This window comes from Sphingomonas bacterium, from assembly GCF_903642285.1.
In the GTDB taxonomy this organism is placed as follows: Bacteria; Pseudomonadota; Alphaproteobacteria; order Sphingomonadales; family Sphingomonadaceae; genus Sphingomonas.
This window is the reverse complement of sequence record NZ_CAHJWJ010000039.1, coordinates 1-16,386: the sequence shown is the minus strand read 5'-3', so window position 1 is coordinate 16,386 and position 16,386 is coordinate 1. Positions and strand designations below refer to the sequence as shown.

General features: G+C 66.1%; 13 protein-coding genes and 1 rRNA gene. 3 read left to right on the top strand and 11 right to left on the bottom strand.

The window, feature by feature from the left end; all coding sequences use genetic code 11:
• Positions 1-309, bottom strand: a 16S ribosomal RNA gene (locus HUU99_RS14620); the annotation flags it as partial.
• 429 nt (positions 310-738) lie between these two features.
• Here HUU99_RS14620 and HUU99_RS14615 point away from each other — a divergent pair.
• A complete protein-coding gene (locus HUU99_RS14615) occupies positions 739-2,229 on the top strand; it encodes a lipopolysaccharide biosynthesis protein (protein WP_174287309.1) in 1,491 nt (496 codons plus the stop codon).
• Between the two features lie 47 nt (positions 2,230-2,276).
• On the opposite strand, the gene HUU99_RS14610 is transcribed toward HUU99_RS14615, so the two are convergent.
• Complete coding sequence (locus HUU99_RS14610; RefSeq protein WP_368039966.1) at positions 2,277-2,708, bottom strand: phasin family protein; 432 nt, start codon at positions 2,706-2,708, stop codon at positions 2,277-2,279.
• Positions 2,709-2,886: 178 nt separating this feature from the next.
• On the opposite strand from HUU99_RS14610, the gene HUU99_RS14605 reads away from it, so the two are divergent.
• A complete protein-coding gene (locus tag HUU99_RS14605; RefSeq protein ID WP_174287308.1) occupies positions 2,887-4,215 on the top strand; it encodes a UDP-glucose dehydrogenase family protein in 1,329 nt (442 codons plus the stop codon).
• 4 nt (positions 4,216-4,219) lie between these two features.
• On the opposite strand, the gene HUU99_RS14600 is transcribed toward HUU99_RS14605, so the two are convergent.
• A complete protein-coding gene (locus HUU99_RS14600) occupies positions 4,220-4,729 on the bottom strand; it encodes a hypothetical protein (RefSeq protein ID WP_174287307.1) in 510 nt (169 codons plus the stop codon).
• Between the two features lie 292 nt (positions 4,730-5,021).
• Here HUU99_RS14600 and acnA point away from each other — a divergent pair, with 292 nt between their 5' ends.
• Positions 5,022-7,706, top strand: coding sequence for an aconitate hydratase AcnA (acnA, locus tag HUU99_RS14595; protein WP_174287306.1), 2,685 nt, complete (start codon positions 5,022-5,024; stop codon positions 7,704-7,706).
• Between the two features lie 220 nt (positions 7,707-7,926).
• Here acnA and HUU99_RS14590 read toward each other — a convergent pair whose 3' ends face one another.
• From HUU99_RS14590 to HUU99_RS14555, 8 genes are all read right to left on the bottom strand, one after another.
• Positions 7,927-9,312 carry an amino acid permease gene (locus HUU99_RS14590; RefSeq protein ID WP_174287310.1) on the bottom strand — a complete coding sequence of 462 codons (1,386 nt, stop codon included), beginning with the start codon at positions 9,310-9,312 and terminating at the stop codon, positions 7,927-7,929.
• A gap of 20 nt (positions 9,313-9,332) precedes the next feature.
• The gene (locus HUU99_RS14585) at positions 9,333-11,369 is read right to left on the bottom strand and encodes a M13 family metallopeptidase (protein WP_174287305.1); all 2,037 of its coding nucleotides are present in this window, start codon (positions 11,367-11,369) and stop codon (positions 9,333-9,335) included.
• 48 nt (positions 11,370-11,417) lie between these two features.
• On the bottom strand, positions 11,418-11,774 hold the full coding sequence (locus tag HUU99_RS14580; protein WP_174287304.1) for a HesB/IscA family protein: 357 nt from the start codon (positions 11,772-11,774) through the stop codon (positions 11,418-11,420).
• 109 nt (positions 11,775-11,883) lie between these two features.
• A complete protein-coding gene (locus HUU99_RS14575) occupies positions 11,884-12,342 on the bottom strand; it encodes an SUF system Fe-S cluster assembly protein (protein ID WP_174287303.1) in 459 nt (152 codons plus the stop codon).
• On the bottom strand, positions 12,339-13,532 hold the full coding sequence (locus HUU99_RS14570; protein ID WP_174287302.1) for a cysteine desulfurase: 1,194 nt from the start codon (positions 13,530-13,532) through the stop codon (positions 12,339-12,341). The genes HUU99_RS14575 and HUU99_RS14570 overlap by 4 nt, the downstream gene beginning before the upstream one ends.
• 206 nt (positions 13,533-13,738) lie before the next feature.
• The gene (locus HUU99_RS14565; RefSeq protein ID WP_254603255.1) at positions 13,739-14,812 is read right to left on the bottom strand and encodes a SufD family Fe-S cluster assembly protein; all 1,074 of its coding nucleotides are present in this window, start codon (positions 14,810-14,812) and stop codon (positions 13,739-13,741) included.
• A 115-nt stretch (positions 14,813-14,927) separates the two neighbouring features.
• Positions 14,928-15,803, bottom strand: a complete 876-nt coding sequence (gene sufC / locus HUU99_RS14560) for a Fe-S cluster assembly ATPase SufC (RefSeq protein ID WP_174287300.1) — start codon at positions 15,801-15,803, stop codon at positions 14,928-14,930.
• 2 nt (positions 15,804-15,805) lie between these two features.
• Positions 15,806-16,195: an endonuclease domain-containing protein gene (locus HUU99_RS14555; protein ID WP_254603253.1), complete on the bottom strand. Its 390-nt coding sequence runs from the start codon at positions 16,193-16,195 to the stop codon at positions 15,806-15,808.
• Positions 16,196-16,386: the final 191 nt, after the last annotated feature.

Genomic DNA, 16,386 nt, shown 5'->3' with positions numbered 1-16,386 from the left:
GAGTCTGGGCCGTGTCTCAGTCCCAGTGTGGCTGATCATCCTCTCAGACCAGCTAAGGATCGTCGCCTTGGTGCGCTTTTACCACACCAACTAGCTAATCCTACGCGGGCTCATCCCTCGGCGATAAATCTTTGGACTTACGTCATCATCCGGTATTAGCAGCAATTTCTCGCTGTTATTCCGAACCGAGGGGCAGATTCCCACGCGTTACGCACCCGTGCGCCACTAAGGCCGAAGCCTTCGTTCGACTTGCATGTGTTAGGCATGCCGCCAGCGTTCATTCTGAGCCATGATCAAACTCTCAAGTTTATGTACGATACGGCCGAGGTGGAATTCCCTGGCCGAACCGCTCATTTCAAGGAGCCATTCCTGCACATAACATATTTTGTGGATGTGTTATGGGACCTATGGAACGACTTGTTGCTACCGAGCACCCGACACCTTGAATGTCGGACCCGGAGCCGCCGCCCACATGTCCCTTCATCTTGACCAACAATGTCAAAGAGCGCAAAAGACCGACGCCTTGGCCTACCCTCTTTTCGGAGGGCGACCTAAGCGCCTGGTTTCTGGTAACCGCGGAAGCGAACCGTGTGGCCCACCGCTGCGGTGACATCCATCTAGGTGAGGCGCTCCGCTCCGTCAAATGCTTTTTTGCAATTTTCTTACGGTCGCCGGGCAAACCCTCGGAAAACCGCGCAATTCACGGCTTATGAAGGTGTCGGCCGTAGAGCCCGATCGATGAAATCGACGACGCAGAATCCGAATCGCGCGCAGGAACTGCTCGCCGCGCAGGTCCGAAGTGCCGTTCTGTGGCGTTCGGGTAGCCAGATCGTCGCGCAGCTCGTGCAATGGGCGGCGACGTTTCTGGTGATACGGATGCTCGCCCCCGCCGACTATGGTCTGTTCGCGATGGCGCAGGTCGTACTCGTCTTCCTCAACATGCTGAACGGCTATGGCCTGGCGAGCGGGGTGATCCAGCAACCCGACGTCACCCCCCGCATGGTGCGACAGCTCTTCGGCATGTTGATCCTGCTGAACGTCGGGCTCGCGGCCATGCAGCTGCTGCTCGCCCCGTTCGCCGCAGCCTATTACCGGCAACCTGTCGTCGCCGAGATGCTGCGCGTCCAGGCGCTCCTCTATCTCACCACGCCGTTCATTGCGCTGCCTTATGCCCTGCTCGGGCGGCGCATGGATTTCCGCTGTCAGGCGCGCGCCAACATCGTCGCATCGATCGCCAGCGCCAGCGCGGCGCTGGGCGGCGCGACCGCAGGGCTCGGCGTCTGGACCCTGGTCTTGGCACCGCTCGTCCTGTTCGCGGTGCGCGGGGGCATGATGACATGGGGCGCACGGTCGCTGGTCTGGCCCAGCTTCGATTTCCGCGGCGCAGGCACCATCGCCCGCTACGGCAGCGTCATGGCGCTCGGCCAGTTCTTCTGGTTCGCGCAGAGCCAGGCGGACGTGTTCATCGCCGGGCGCATGTTCGGCCCGCACATGCTCGGCATCTATACGACCAGCCTGTTCCTGACCCAGATCTTCGTCTCGAAATTCGTGCCACCGCTGAACGAAGTGGCGTTTTCGGCTTACGCGCGGATCCAGCATGACGATGCCGCGACCGCGCGCGCGTTTCTGCGCACGACCCGCGCGGTGATGGTCGCCGCCTTCCCCTTCTATCTGGGCCTCGCCGCGACCGCGCAGCCGCTCGTCACCACCGTGCTCGGCACCAAATGGCTGGAGATGGTCCCCGTCGTTCATGTGCTGGCGCTCGCGATGCCGTTCATGACGCTACAGATCCTGCTCCAGCCGGCATGCGACGCGCGCGGCCGGCCGGGGATCGGCGTGCGCAACGGCGCGACGGGCGCGGCGATCCTCACCTGCGGCTTCCTGGTCGGGGTGCATTGGGGACCGGTCGGGCTCGCCGTCGCGTGGCTGATCGCCTATCCGCTCTACTTCGCGATCAGCGCCTGGCGATCGCTACCGACGATCGGGGTGCGGGCACGACAGATCGCGGACGCGATCGCGATGCCGCTGATGGCATCGCTCGTGATGGCGCTCGGCGTGAGCGCGATCGATACCGGCGTTCTGCCGACGCTCGCCGCACCCGTCCACCTGGTCGTCCTGGTGACGACGGGAGGCGCGATCTACGGCGTCTTCCTCATCGCCTTCGCGCGGCCCGTGCTGCGGGACCTGCTCGCGATGATCCGCAAACGACCGCTCGCGGTCGCACAATGAAGCGAAGGCGGGGGCGACCTTTCGATCGCCACCGCAAAGGCGACCGTTTATTTAGGGCGTAACGGTGCCACCGCGTCGCGACCGAACTGGGCGATCAACTCGCCGATCTCGCGCGCCTGTGCCATCGAGCGTTGGCTCTGTTCGCGCATATAGTCGCCCTGGATCTTCATGACCTCGGACAGATCCTTCGCGCGCGCCGCCTCGCGCATCGCGGCGAATGCCTCGCGCGCGTTGCTTTCCGCCTGATCGATCATCTTGACGCCGACCCTCGATCCGCCCTCGACCATCTTCTGTCCGGATTCCTTCATCGCTTCCCCCGCGCGCTTGGCGGGTTCGACGACCTTGTCGGTGAATGCCCCGCGCGCCGTCTCGGCACCCTCGCGCATCCGGTCGGTTGCCGCCTTGGCCGCATCCGCCGCCTTGCTGGTCTTCGCGGTCGATGCGGTCTGGTCGGTCGCCGTCTTCACTTCGTCTGCCATCTTCTTGCTCCTCTGCCAAGATCACGTGCGGTCGGCGTCGCTTGCCGCGATCCGGCCGTTCGAAACGATTCTGCGGACCATCATCCGGTCATTGTGTGTGCGAAACGCTCCAGGCGGCTAGCGGTTTCCGTCTCATCGGCTATGCCGCGCGCCACTATCAACGGCGGGTTGCAACGCGATGCGTATCACGATGATCGGTTCGGGCTATGTCGGACTCGTGTCGGGGGCCTGCTTTTCCGATTTCGGGCACGACGTCACGTGCGTCGACAAGGACGAGGGCAAGATCGCCGCGCTGCTGGCGGGGCGTATGCCGATCTACGAACCCGGGCTCGACGCGCTGGTCGCCGCCAATGTCGCGGCGGGGCGACTGACCTTCACCACCGATCTGGCGCGTGCCGTCGCGGGCGCGGACGCGATCTTCATCGCGGTCGGCACGCCGTCCAGACGCGGCGACGGCCATGCCGATCTGTCCTATGTCTTCGCCGCGACCGAGGAGATCGCCGCCGCGCTGACCGGGCCGACCGTCGTCGTCACCAAATCGACCGTCCCGGTCGGCACCGGCGACCGGGTGCAGGACATCCTGCGCGACCACCGCCCCGACATCCATGTCGCGGTCGTCTCCAACCCCGAATTCCTGCGCGAGGGCGCGGCGATCGGCGATTTCAAGCGGCCCGACCGGATCGTCATCGGCACCGAGGATGCGAACGACGGCGAACGCGCACGCGAGGTGATGCGCCAGGTCTATCGCCCGCTCTATCTGGGCGAGAGTCCGATCGTCTTCACCGGCCGCCGTACCTCCGAACTCATAAAATATGCCGCCAACGCGTTCCTCGCGACCAAGATCACATTCATCAACGAGATCGCGGATTTGTGCGAGGCGGTGGGCGCGGACGTGCGCGACGTCAGCCGCGGGATCGGGCTGGACAACCGGATCGGCAAGAAGTTCCTGCATGCCGGGCCCGGCTATGGCGGTTCCTGCTTCCCCAAGGACACGCTCGCGCTGCTGAAGACCGCGGAGGATTACGACTCGCCGGTCCACATCGTCGAGGCGGTCGTGAAGGTGAACGACAGCCGCAAGCGCGCGATGGGCCGCAAGGTCCTGAAGGCTCTCGGTGCCAACGACCCGGGGGGCGACCACCGCGGCAAGACGGTCGCGCTGCTCGGCCTGACGTTCAAACCCAACACCGACGACATGCGCGACGCGCCCTCGATCGCGATCGCGACCGCGCTGGCCGATGCAGGCGTCACCGTGCGCGCGTTCGATCCGGAAGGGGCCGAAGCGGCGAAGGCGCTGATGCCCGCGATCCATTACGCACGCGACGCCTATGATGCGGCGGCGGGGGCGGATGCGGTCGTACTGGTCACCGAATGGGACGTGTTCCGCGCGCTCGATCTGCCGCGACTGGCGGAGACGATGGCGACGCCGGTCATGGTCGACCTGCGCAACGTCTATCGCCGCGATCAGCTCGAGGCGGCCGGTTTCGTCTACACGGCGGTGGGGCGCTGAACGATCACGAGTCCTTGACGACCTCGAAGACGACGATGGGTTGCGCGCTGCTGGAAAATTGCAGCGTGTAGCGTCCCGGCTCAAGCGTGAAGTCGACGATCTTGCGGACAACGGTGCAGGTCGGTCCTGGCTGGTGGCCAGTCGGCTCTATCTTTGCACGCCCTTTGATGACGTCGACCCAAACGGCCGATCCGATAGCGACATGATAGACACCCGGCATTGTCACGTTGAAGCCGACCATGCCGCCAAAGGTGCCTGTTGCAGGTTTGTGCCCCGGTACCGTCATGAAATGCGTGCGGGTAATCAAATCGAGCATCAATGCCTTGTTCATAGACGCGCCGCGGGCTCGCATCACCCACGTCGGCTGCGCGAACGATAGATAGGCAGGCGGAAGTGGCGTGGGAAATGAACACGCGATTTGCCGCATCGGCGTCGGTCTTGGCACGGGTGTCTGCGCGGTGGCCGCAATGGCCGGTGCCAGCATCAGCGTAACCTGGGTGATCATCTGGCGCATCATCTCTCCGTCCAAATGCTATCTGGGAATCCACCCCTGCTCATATCCCGTTCGCCCTGAGCTTGTCGAAGGGCATTGGGACTCATGCCCTTCGACAAGCTCAGGGCGAACGGAGAGAATATATCAACCGAAGTCGTGATAGCGCCATTGCCATCACCCTTCCCCCGCCCGCGCCCCCTTGCTAAGGCGCCCCCCACGCACCGCATTCGCCGGTCCCGCACGCGCCCGCGCGGCCCCCGCCGCCCTTCCCCGAGCGCCTATGCGTGGCCCGCATCACCCGGGAAGGACCCGCATGACCGCCATCGGCCAGGATACCATCGACGCCCGCACCACGCTCACCGCCGGCGGCAAGAGCTACACCTATTTCAGTCTGGCGAAGGCGGCGGCGAAATATGGCGACATCAGCCGCCTCCCCTTCTCGATGAAGGTCCTGCTGGAAAACATGCTCCGCTTCGAAGACGGCAAGACCGTGACCGAGACGGATATCCAGGCGATCGTCGACTGGCAGAAGGAACGCCGGTCGGACCGCGAAATCCAGTATCGCCCCGCGCGCGTGCTGATGCAGGATTTCACCGGCGTGCCGTGCGTGGTCGACCTGGCGGCGATGCGCGACGCGATGACGAAACTGGGCGGCGACCCGGAAAAGATCAATCCGCAAGTCCCCGTCCACCTCGTCATCGACCATAGCGTGATGGTCGACGAATTCGGCACCCCGCAAGCGTTCGCGGACAATGTCGAGCTGGAATATGCGCGCAACATCGAACGCTACGAGTTCCTGAAATGGGGGTCGAAGGCGCTCGACAATTTCTCCGTCGTGCCGCCGGGGACGGGCATCTGCCACCAGGTCAATCTCGAATATATCGGCCAGGCGGTCTGGTCGTCGAATGCCAGCGGCGAATATGGTGACGGCAACCCGGTGGCCTATCCCGACACTTTGGTCGGCACCGACAGCCACACGACGATGATCAACGGCTTGGGCGTACTCGGCTGGGGCGTCGGCGGGATCGAGGCGGAGGCGGCGATGCTCGGCCAGCCGGTGTCGATGCTGATCCCCGAAGTCGTCGGCTTCAAGCTGACCGGCAAGCTCGGCGAGGGCATCACCGCGACCGACCTGGTGCTGACCGTCACGCAGATGCTGCGCGCGAAGGGCGTCGTCGGCCGCTTCGTCGAATTCTACGGCCCCGGTCTCGGCGCGATGACGCTCGCGGACCGCGCGACGATCGCGAACATGGCCCCCGAATATGGCGCGACCTGCGGCTTCTTCCCGATCGACGAGCGGACGATCGACTATATGCGCCTGACCGCCCGCAGCGACGAGAACATCGCGCTGGTCGAAGCCTATGCGAAGGAAAACGGCTTCTGGCGGCACGACGACGCGCCCGATCCGGTCTTCACCGATACGCTCGAACTCGACATGGGCAGCGTCGTCCCCTCGCTCGCCGGGCCGAAGCGCCCGCAGGACAAGGTGTCGCTGAACAAGGTCGACGAGGTGTTCAACGGCGATCTGTTCAAGATCTACCACAAGGAACGCCCCGACCGCGTCGCCGTCGACGACCGCGACCACGACATCGGCGACGGCGACGTGGTGATCGCCGCGATCACCAGCTGCACCAACACGTCGAACCCGTCGGTGCTCGTCGCCGCCGGCCTCGTCGCGCGCAAGGCGCGGGCATTCGGGCTGCATCCCAAGCCCTGGGTGAAGACCTCGCTCGCGCCGGGCAGCCAAGTGGTCACCGACTATCTCGACAAGGCGGGATTGACCGAGGACCTGAACGCGATGGGGTTCAACCTCGTCGGCTATGGCTGCACCACGTGCATCGGCAATTCGGGCCCGCTTGCGGAGCCGATCTCGAAGGCGATCAACGCCAACGACATCGTCGCCGCCTCGGTCCTGTCGGGCAATCGCAATTTCGAAGGCCGCGTGTCGCCGGACGTGCGCGCGAACTTCCTCGCCTCGCCGCCACTCGTCGTCGCCTATGCGCTGAAGGGCACCGTCACCACCGACATGGTGGAGACACCGATCGGCCAGGGAACGGACGGCACCGACGTGTATCTGAAGGACATCTGGCCGAGCAACGACGAGGTCCGCACCGTCATGGATGCCAATATCGATGCGGGCATGTTCAGCAACCGGTACGGCAACGTCTATCAGGGCGACGCCAAATGGTCGGGGATCGCGGTCACCGGATCGGACACCTATCAGTGGCGCGCCGGATCGACCTACATCGCCAACCCGCCCTATTTCGAGGGCATGTCGATGACCCCCGCCCCGGTGATGGACATCATCGAGGCGAAGCCGCTCGCGATCCTGGGCGATTCGATCACCACCGACCACATCTCCCCCGCCGGCAGCATCAAGGCCGATTCGCCCGCGGGCAAGTTCCTGCAGGAGCATCAGGTCAGCCGCCTGGACTTCAACAGCTATGGCGCGCGGCGCGGCAACCACGACGTGATGATGCGCGGCACCTTCGCCAATATCCGCATCAAGAACGAGATGGTCCCCGGCATCGAGGGCGGGATGACCAAATATGACGGCGAGGTCATGGCGATCTACGACGCGGCCATGCGCTACAAGGCGGACGGCACGCCGCTCGTCATCGTCGCCGGCAAGGAATACGGCACCGGATCATCGCGCGACTGGGCGGCGAAGGGCACCAACCTGCTCGGCGTGCGCGCGGTCATCACCGAGAGCTTCGAGCGCATCCACCGGTCGAACCTGGTCGGGATGGGCGTCCTGCCGCTGCAGTTCCAGGACGGCACGACTCGCGAGACGCTGAAGCTGGACGGATCGGAGACGTTCACGATCCGGGGCGTCGCCGCGATCCGTCCGCGCCAGGACGTCGATATGCTGCTGACCCGCGCCGACGGCACCAGCGAGACCGTCGTCACGCGCTGCCGGATCGATACCGTCAACGAGCTGGAATATTTCCTGAACGGCGGCATCCTTCAGTATGTGCTGCGCAACCTGGCGGCCTGAGGCCAACCCTCGTCACCCCGGCTCAAGGCCGGGGCGACGGGCGTGGTTCGCGTCTCGCCGCCAAAAAAAGGGCGGCCCAAGTGGACCGCCCCGGAGTTCAGGGTAGGACCCCCGCGCTTGAAAGGCCCGGGTTCCGCGTTACAGGGGGGAGGGCACGCGGACGAGCCTTACTGGCGCATGTCCATTACCGGGCGATGGCATTCGATACCTTAAACTATATCTATTGTCGCGCCGCCGTGGCCCGCCCGCGACCCCAGGCGGCATAGACAATCAACCCGACCCCGTTCCAGATTAGGAAATACAGCTCGGTCCGCGGCGGCAGGCTGAAGAACAGATAGAGGCAACCGACGATGCCGATCGTCCCGACCAGCGTCGCCGCCGGCGTGCGGAAGGGGCGTTCGCGATCCGGCGCACGGCGGCGCATCACCAGCATGCAGACGCAGACCGCGGTGAACGCCGCCAGCGTCCCCGCATTCGCGAGCGCCGCGATCGCATCGATCGGCATCAGCCCCGCGATGACCGACACCAGCACCGCGGTCAGGATAGTGATGCGCACCGGCGTCCCGCGGGCCGACACCTTCGCCAGCGTCCGCGGCAGCAGCCCGTCGCGCGCCATCACGAAGAAGATGCGGCTCTGCCCGTACAGGAACCCGAGCAGCACCGTCGGCAAGGCGATGACCGCGGACACCGCCAGGAAATTCGCGACCCCAGGCCGCCCGATCTCGCGCAGGATCAGCGCCAGCGGCTCCGGACTATCGGCGAAGCGCGCAAAGCCGAGCGCCCCCACCGCCGCGACCGCGACGAGCATGTAGATCACCACGCAGGCGAGCATCGACCCGACGATCCCGATCGCCAGATCGCGTCCCGGATTCTTAGTCTCCTCCGCCGCGGTCGAGATCGCGTCGAAGCCGTAGAAGGCGAAGAAGATGATCGCCGCCGCCGCCATCATGCCGCGCGCGGTGCCGTCCGCGCCGATATGCCTGGCGAAGCCGAACGGCGCGAACGGGTGCAGATTGGCCGCATCGAAATGCGGCAGCGCGACCGCGACGAAGACCGCGAGCGCGATCAGCTTCACGATCACCAGCACCGCGTTCAGCGTCGCGCTTTCCCGCGTGCCCAGCATCAAGAGCCCGGCCACCACCCAGATGATGCCGATCGCCGGAACATTGACGACGCCGCCGAGCGACGGCCCGTTCGCCAGCGAGGCGGGAAAGCCCAACGACGCCAGCAACGGCGCGGCATAGCCCGACCAGCCGACCGCCACGGCCGACACCACCAGCGAATATTCGAGGATCAGCGACCAGCCGATCACCCACGCGATCACCTCGCCCAGCACGACATAGCTATAGGTATAGGCACTGCCCGACGCCGGGATCATCGTCGCCATTTCGGCGTATGCGAGCGCGGCGCAGGCGCAGATCGCGCCGGCGACGACGAAGGACAGGATGACCGCCGGCCCCGCGCGGTCCGCACCGACGCCGATCAGCGTCAGGATTCCCGTGCCGACGATCGCGCCGACCCCGAGCGCCACCAGATGCGGCCAGGACAGCGTCCGCGCCAGGCGACGCCCGGGCGGCTGTTCGACGATGGTCTTCAGCCGGAACAGACCGGTCGCGCCTTTGCCGCTCACCAGATGTGCACTCGCTGGTCGGCGGGGAGATACAGCGCATCGCCGGGCTTCACCCCGAACGCGTCGTACCAGGCATCGAGGTTGCGTACCGTCTCCGCGCGGTAGCGCGCGGGCGCATGGCCGTCGGTCGCGATCCCCGCGCGCAACGCCTTGTCCCGCGCCTTGGATTGCCAGACCTGCGCGAAGGCCAGGAACAGGCGCTGGTCGCCCGTCATGCCGTCGATCACCGGCGCAGGCTTGCCGCCGAGCGACGCATGATAGGCGTCGACCGCCGCGGTCAGCCCGGCGACATCCGCGATGTTCTCGCCCAGCGTCTGCTGCCCGTTGACATGCAGCCCCGGCAGCGGTTCGTACGCGTCATATTGCGCGACCAGCCTCTTCCCCTGCGCATCGAACCGCGCGAGATCGGCGGGTGTCCACCAGTTGCGCAACCGGCCGGTCGAATCGAAATCCGCGCCGGTATTGTCGAACCCGTGGCTGATCTCGTGACCGATCACCGCCCCGATCGCGCCGTAGTTCGCGGCGGCATCCCGGTGCGGGTCGTAGAAGGGCACCTCCAGGATCGCCGCCGGGAAATTCAACGCGTTCTGCAGCGGCAGGTTGACCGCGTTCACCAGCTGCGGCGTCATCCACCATTCGTGGCGATCGACCGGACGTCCGATCTTCGCCAGTTGCCGCTTCGTCTGCGCGATACCGGCCCGTTCCATATTGCCGACCGGATCGTCCGCGCGGACCGTGAGCTGGGTGTAATCGGCAAAGGTCTCGGGATAGCCGATCCCGACGACGGTTCCCTCGATCTTCGCTCGCGCCTCCGCCTTGGTGCTCGGTGCCATCCAGTCGAGCGCCACGACGCGCGCGTCGAACGCAGCCAGGATGTCCTTCACCATCGCCTGGATATCCGCCTTGGACGAAGCGGGGAAATACTGCTTCACGTACAGCCGCCCGACCGCATCGCCGAGCGCGCCGTTCACCGCACCGATCGCCCGTTTCTCCCGCGGGCGGGGGACTTGCGCGCCGTTCACCATCTTGCCGTAAAACGCGAAGCTGGCATCGTAGAAGGCGGCGGGCAGCACCGACGTCACCGCATCGACACGGTGGAAGCGAAGCCAGTCCTGCCAGACCGACAGCGGTTCGCTGGCGACCAGCGCAGACAAGCCGGTGATCGCCGCGGGTTGCCACGCGACGAAGTCGACCTGTTTGCCAAGCCCGACGGCGGGCCAGAAGACCGACCAGTCGATGCCTGGTGCCTTCGCGGCGAAGTCGGCACGCTTCCACGGATTGTCCGCCTTGTGGACGTCCTGGCTGTCGACCAGACTTTCATGTACGGTCGCGATCTTGGTCTCCAGCGCCACGATCGCGGCGGCGCGGGCATCCGCATCGGCGAAGCCCGACAACGTCAGGAGCTTCGCGACATAGGCCTGGTACGCCTGACGGATCTCCACCATCGACGCGTCCTTCGACAGGTAATAATCGCGGTCGCCGAGCCCCAGGCCACCCTGCAGCACGTACGACACCGTCACCGTCGGCGCATCCAGCGACTGCGAGACGAACAGGCCGATGATGTTGGGGGTATGGAAATTATCCACGTTGAGCGGATCGACATCGGCACGGACGTTCGCGCCCAGCATCCGCGACAGATCGCGCTTGTCCTCCAGCGCGGCGATGGCGGCGAATTCGCCCTTGAGCGGCGCGAGACCCCGCGCCTCGATCCCGGCCGTGTCCATATAGGCGGTATAATAATCCGCGATCTTGCGAGTCTCGGTCCCCGGCGCGGCGTCGGCGGCCGTCGCTTCCGCGATGATCTGCGCGTTGCGCTGTTCGGACAGCATCGCGGTCGTCAGGAACGCGCCGATCGAGGCCCGATCGGGCGGAATGACTGCCTGCGCCCGCCACGCGCCGTTCGCATATTGCTCGAAATCGTCGCCCGGCTTCACCTTGGCGTCGATCGCGGTGCGGTCGATCCCGGCGGGCATGGTCTGCGCACTGGCCGATGTCGCGGCGAGCAAGGTCGCCAGTGCGATCGTCCGTTTCATGATTTCGTCCCCTTTTCGGGCGGGGATACAGACCGGAACGGGTGGACGCTAGACCGTGAAGCTCTCGCCGCAGCCGCATGCGCCCTTGGCGTTGGGATTGGCGAAGACGAAGCCTGCGGCGAAATCGTCCTCGACCCAGTCCATCGTCGATCCGATCAGGTACAGGATCGACCCGCCATCGACGTATAGCGTCCCGCCGGGCGTCGCGATGACTTCGTCGAACGGCTTGGCGTCGGTCACATAGTCGACCGAATAGGCAAGCCCCGAACAGCCGCGCTTCGGCGTCGACAGCTTGACCCCGATCGCGTTCGCGGGGGCCTTCGCCATCAGGTCGGCGATACGCGCATATGCGGAGGCGGTCAGGTTGAGCGCGGCGGGGCGTTGGCGAGTCCGGATGTCGGTCACAAAACCTCCGTTCGTGCTGAGCTTGTCGAAGCACGTGCAGCTGGCGATCCGCGCGGAACATGTCCTTCGACAAGCTCAGGACGAACGGCAGCCTGAATCCCCTGCCACATCACAACATCCCCAACTCTAGCTTCGCATCGTCGGACATCTTCTGCGGGTCCCAGGGCGGGTCCCACACCAGATCGACGTCCGCGGTCGCGATGCCGGGCACGGTACACACGCGCATCTCGACCTCGCCGGGCATCGATTCCGCGACCGGACAATGCGGCGTCGTCAGCGTCATCGTCACCACGGCATGCGCGTCGCCGACGATCTCGACGCCGTAGATCAGCCCGAGATCGTAGATGTTCACCGGGATTTCGGGATCGTATATATCCTTCAGCGCATCGATCACCGCCTCGTACAGCGCACCACCGACCGCGCCGGGGGCTTCGGCGACCGGCTTCTGCGCCAGGAACCCGTCGAGATAGTCGCGCTTGCGCTCGAACGTGTCGCGCACATCCTCCACCCGCGCCTTGGGCGGGGCGTCGACATGGTCGACTTCCTCGATGCGGATACTGTCGTTCATCCGAATATCCTCGTTACCCGTTCGATGCCCTTGACCAGCGCATCGACATCCTGCGGTCCGTTATACACGCCGAAGCTCGCCCGCGCGGTCGCCTCGACGCCCAGCGCCGCCATCAGCGGCTGCGCGCAGTGATGGCCCGCACGGATCGCCACACGCCCTTCGTCCAAGATGGTGGCGACGTCGTGCGGATGCACCCCCTCGACCACGAAACTGACAATCCCCGCGGACGCCGCCGGTCCCAGCACGCGCACGCTGTTGAGCGCGGACAGCGCCGCGCGGGTCTGCGCCACCAGCGCGCCCTCGTGCGCGTGGATCGCCTCCAGCCCCAGCGCATCGACATAATCGATCGCGGCATGCAGGCCGACGACACCGACGATATGCGGCGTCCCCGCTTCGAATCGGCCCGGCGGCGGCGCATAGGTCGTGCGTTCGAACGTCACCCGGTCGATCATCGAGCCACCGCCCTGATAGGGCGGCATCCGTTCGAGCAGCTCGGCCCGGCCCCACAACACGCCGATCCCGGTCGGGCCGTAGAGCTTGTGGCCCGAGAAGACGTAGAAATCGCAGCCGATCGCGGCGACGTCGACGGGCATTCGCGGGATCGCCTGGCAGCCGTCGATCAGGATCTTCGCGCCGACACCGTGCGCCAGATCGCTCGCACGCTTCGCGTCCAGCACCGATCCGAGCACGTTCGACACATGCGACAGCGCCACCATCTTGTGCGCCGGGGTCAGCATCGCCGCCATCGCGTCGAGGTCGATCGCGCCGTCCGGCGTCAGCGGGCAGACGTCGATCGCAGCCCCCGTCGCCTCGGCCGCCATCTGCCAGGGCACGATGTTGCTGTGATGCTCCAGCGTGGAGAGCAGGATGCGATCGCCGGGCTTCAGCCGCTCGCGCGCCCAGCAGGTCGCGACCAAGTTGATCGCCTCGGTCGCACCGCGCACGAAGACGCATTCGTCGGGGCGACCACCGATGAATGCCGCGACCCGGTTGCGTGCCGCCTCAAAGGCGAGCGTCATGTCCGCCGACCGCTGGTACACACCGCGGTGGACGGTGGCGTAGGTCTGGCCATAGGCGCGCGTGATCGCGTCGACGACGGCCTGCGGCTTCTGCGCGGTCGCGGCGGTATCGAGATACGCCCAGCCGGCGGGAATAGCGGGAAAGTCGGACAGCGCGTCGAGAGCTTGCAAATCCTCCCCGGGACAGGGAGGGGAACCGCCAGCCGAAGGCTGGTGGTGGAGGGGGTTATCCGCGAGCGCGTCGCTCGTGACCGCCCCCCCTCCACCAGCTGCGCTGGTCCCCAGTTTGGGGTCGATCGTGCTCCCAGCACGATCTTGGATTGCCGGGGGCAATCCAACCCCGAACTCCGTCCCGGGGAGGAATGTGTCGACGGCGCTCACAACGCAAGCTCCAACCAGGCATCCGCATCGCTCGCGAACGCCGCGCGCACGACCTCGTCCCCGATCCGGTCGATCGCATCCGCCACGAACGCGCGCGTCAGCAGCGCCTGCGCGCGTGGGCGCGGGATGCCGCGCGACTGCATGTAGAACAGGGCCCGCGCGTCCAGTTCGCCGACCGTCGCGCCGTGCGCGCACTTCACGTCGTCGGCGAAGATCTCCAGCTCGGGCTTCAGATTCACCGTCGCCGTCCGCTGCAACAGCAGCCCGCGCAGCGATTGCTCGCCATCGGTCTTCTGCGCATGCCGCGCGACCTCGACCGCAGCGGCGAGGCTGGCGGTCGAGCGATCCGCCGCCACCGCGCGCCACAATTGATGCGACTGGCCGTTGGGCGCGGCATGGCGCACGCGTACCGCGCATTCCTGCCGCTGATCGCCCGCGGTCAGCAGCGCGCCGCCGAATTCGGCATAGGCCCCCTCGCCCGCCATCGTCACCGCACCGTCGATCCGCGTGCCGGCCCTGCCAGCACCGAGGAAGACGGCGACGAGGCTGGCACCCGCGCCGAGTTCGACCTCTTCGCGCATCGACGAAAAACCCGCCGCCTGCAGCAACCGCACCGACCGCATCAATCGTGCGGCACGACCCAGCGCGATCCGCGTCGACCGGTTCGACCAGCCGGCACCGACGAAGGTCTCGACGACCTGCGCCGCGGCATCGTCGGCGAGGACGATCTCGGCGGGAAGATGGTTCTCGCCGCCGGTCGCGACATGGACGATCTGCACCGGCTCCGCGACCGCGTCCCGGTCGAGCCGGAGCGACCAGCCCTTGCCCGCGGCATGCCTGCCCAGGACATGGTCGCTGCCGGACAGGTCCGCTATCGTCACGCGGCGCAGGTCGCTGCGGCCTTCGTCGAGGACGCCATCCACGAACAGCAACCGCGCACCGGGCAGATCGAGGAAATGATCCGCCTCGCCATACGCCACCGGCGCGAGCGCAGCGGCGGCGGACAGTGCGCCGAAATCGGCCCAGCGCCAAGCCTCGGCGCGGGTGGAGGGGAGTTCGAGGAGACTCACGTCAGTTCCCCGGCGAAGGCCGGGGCCCAGGCTCGCCGCGCAGCGGCGATGGTGCTGGCGCACCGGTTTTTGTTTAGGCGCTGGGCCCCGGCCTTCGCCGGGGAACGAAGAATGCTCACGCCGCGATCCCCACATAGCCCTCGGCCTCAAGCTGCTTCGCCAGCTCCGGCCCGCCACTCCGCACGATCCGCCCGTCCGCCAGCACGTGGACGAAATCCGGCTCCACATAATCGAGCAACCGCTGGTAATGCGTGATCAGCAGCACCGCCTTGTCGGGCGCGCGCATGATCCGGTTGATCCCGTCGCCGACGACGCGCAGCGCATCGATGTCGAGCCCGCTGTCGGTCTCGTCCAGGATCGCGAACTTCGGGTTCACGATGCCCATCTGCACCATCTCGTTGCGCTTCTTCTCGCCGCCCGAAAAGCCGACATTCACCGGCCGCTTGAGCATGTCGTGATCCATCCCCAGCAGATCGGCCTGCCCGCGCGCGAGCTTCAGGAACTCCGCACCCGACAACGGCTTCTCGTCGCGGCTGGCGCGCTGCGCGTTGAGCGACTCGCGCAGGAACTGCACGTTGGACACACCGGGGATCTCGACCGGATACTGGAAGCCGAGGAACACCCCCGCCGCGGCGCGCTCATGCGCTTCGAGCGCGAGGAGGTCGATCCAGCCGTCCTTTGCATCCTCCCGCACGTCTTCTCCACTCCCGCGAAGGCGGGAGCCCAGACGCGCAGGTTGTGGACGGGAACCGATACCCTCCGCAACCGTGGACGTAGCCACTGGGCCCCCGCCTGCGCAGGGGTGGAAGAGAACGGAACCCCCCGTCACCGCATACCCCGGCCGCCCGCCGAGCACATAGCCCAGCGTCGACTTCCCCGCGCCGTTCGGCCCCATGATCGCATGCACTTCGCCCGCGTTCACGGTGAGCGACAGGCCCTTGAGGATTTCCTTGCCGTCGATCTCGGCGTGGAGGTTTTCGATTTTAAGCATAGTCATCTTTCAAGCCCCTCCCCTTCAGGGGAGGGGTGGGGGTGGGGGTGGGGCCTCGCCCAGCAATCCGGCGTGGCGTTCAGCGCGGTGAGGATCGCCGCGAACACTCCATCGAGATTGCCCATAACATCGTGATTGGTCACGCGCAGAACGCGAAAACCCAGCGCGCCCAACACATCGTCACGCAACCGGTCCTTCGCTTCGTCATGCGTATCGCCATCGACCTCGACGATCAGCGCCTTTTGCGGACACAAAAAGTCGGCAATGAAGCGGTTGACGACCGATTGACGGCGAAATTTGTAACCGTCCGCCTGTCCATTGGACAAAGACCGCCAGAGCCATTTCTCGGGTTCGGTCGGATTGCGGCGCATGTCGGCGGCGCGCTTGTGCAACAACGCGAGGAATTCTGCTGATAGGCCCCACCCCCGGCCCCTCCCCCGAAGGGGAGGGGTGTTCAGGCGCTTCGCATCATCTCGCGCCGATAGGTTCAACCGACCGACCCCTCGAGCGAAATCCCCAGCAGCTTCTGCGCCTCGACCGCGAACTCCATCGGCAGTTGCTGCAGCACCTCGCGCGCGAAGCC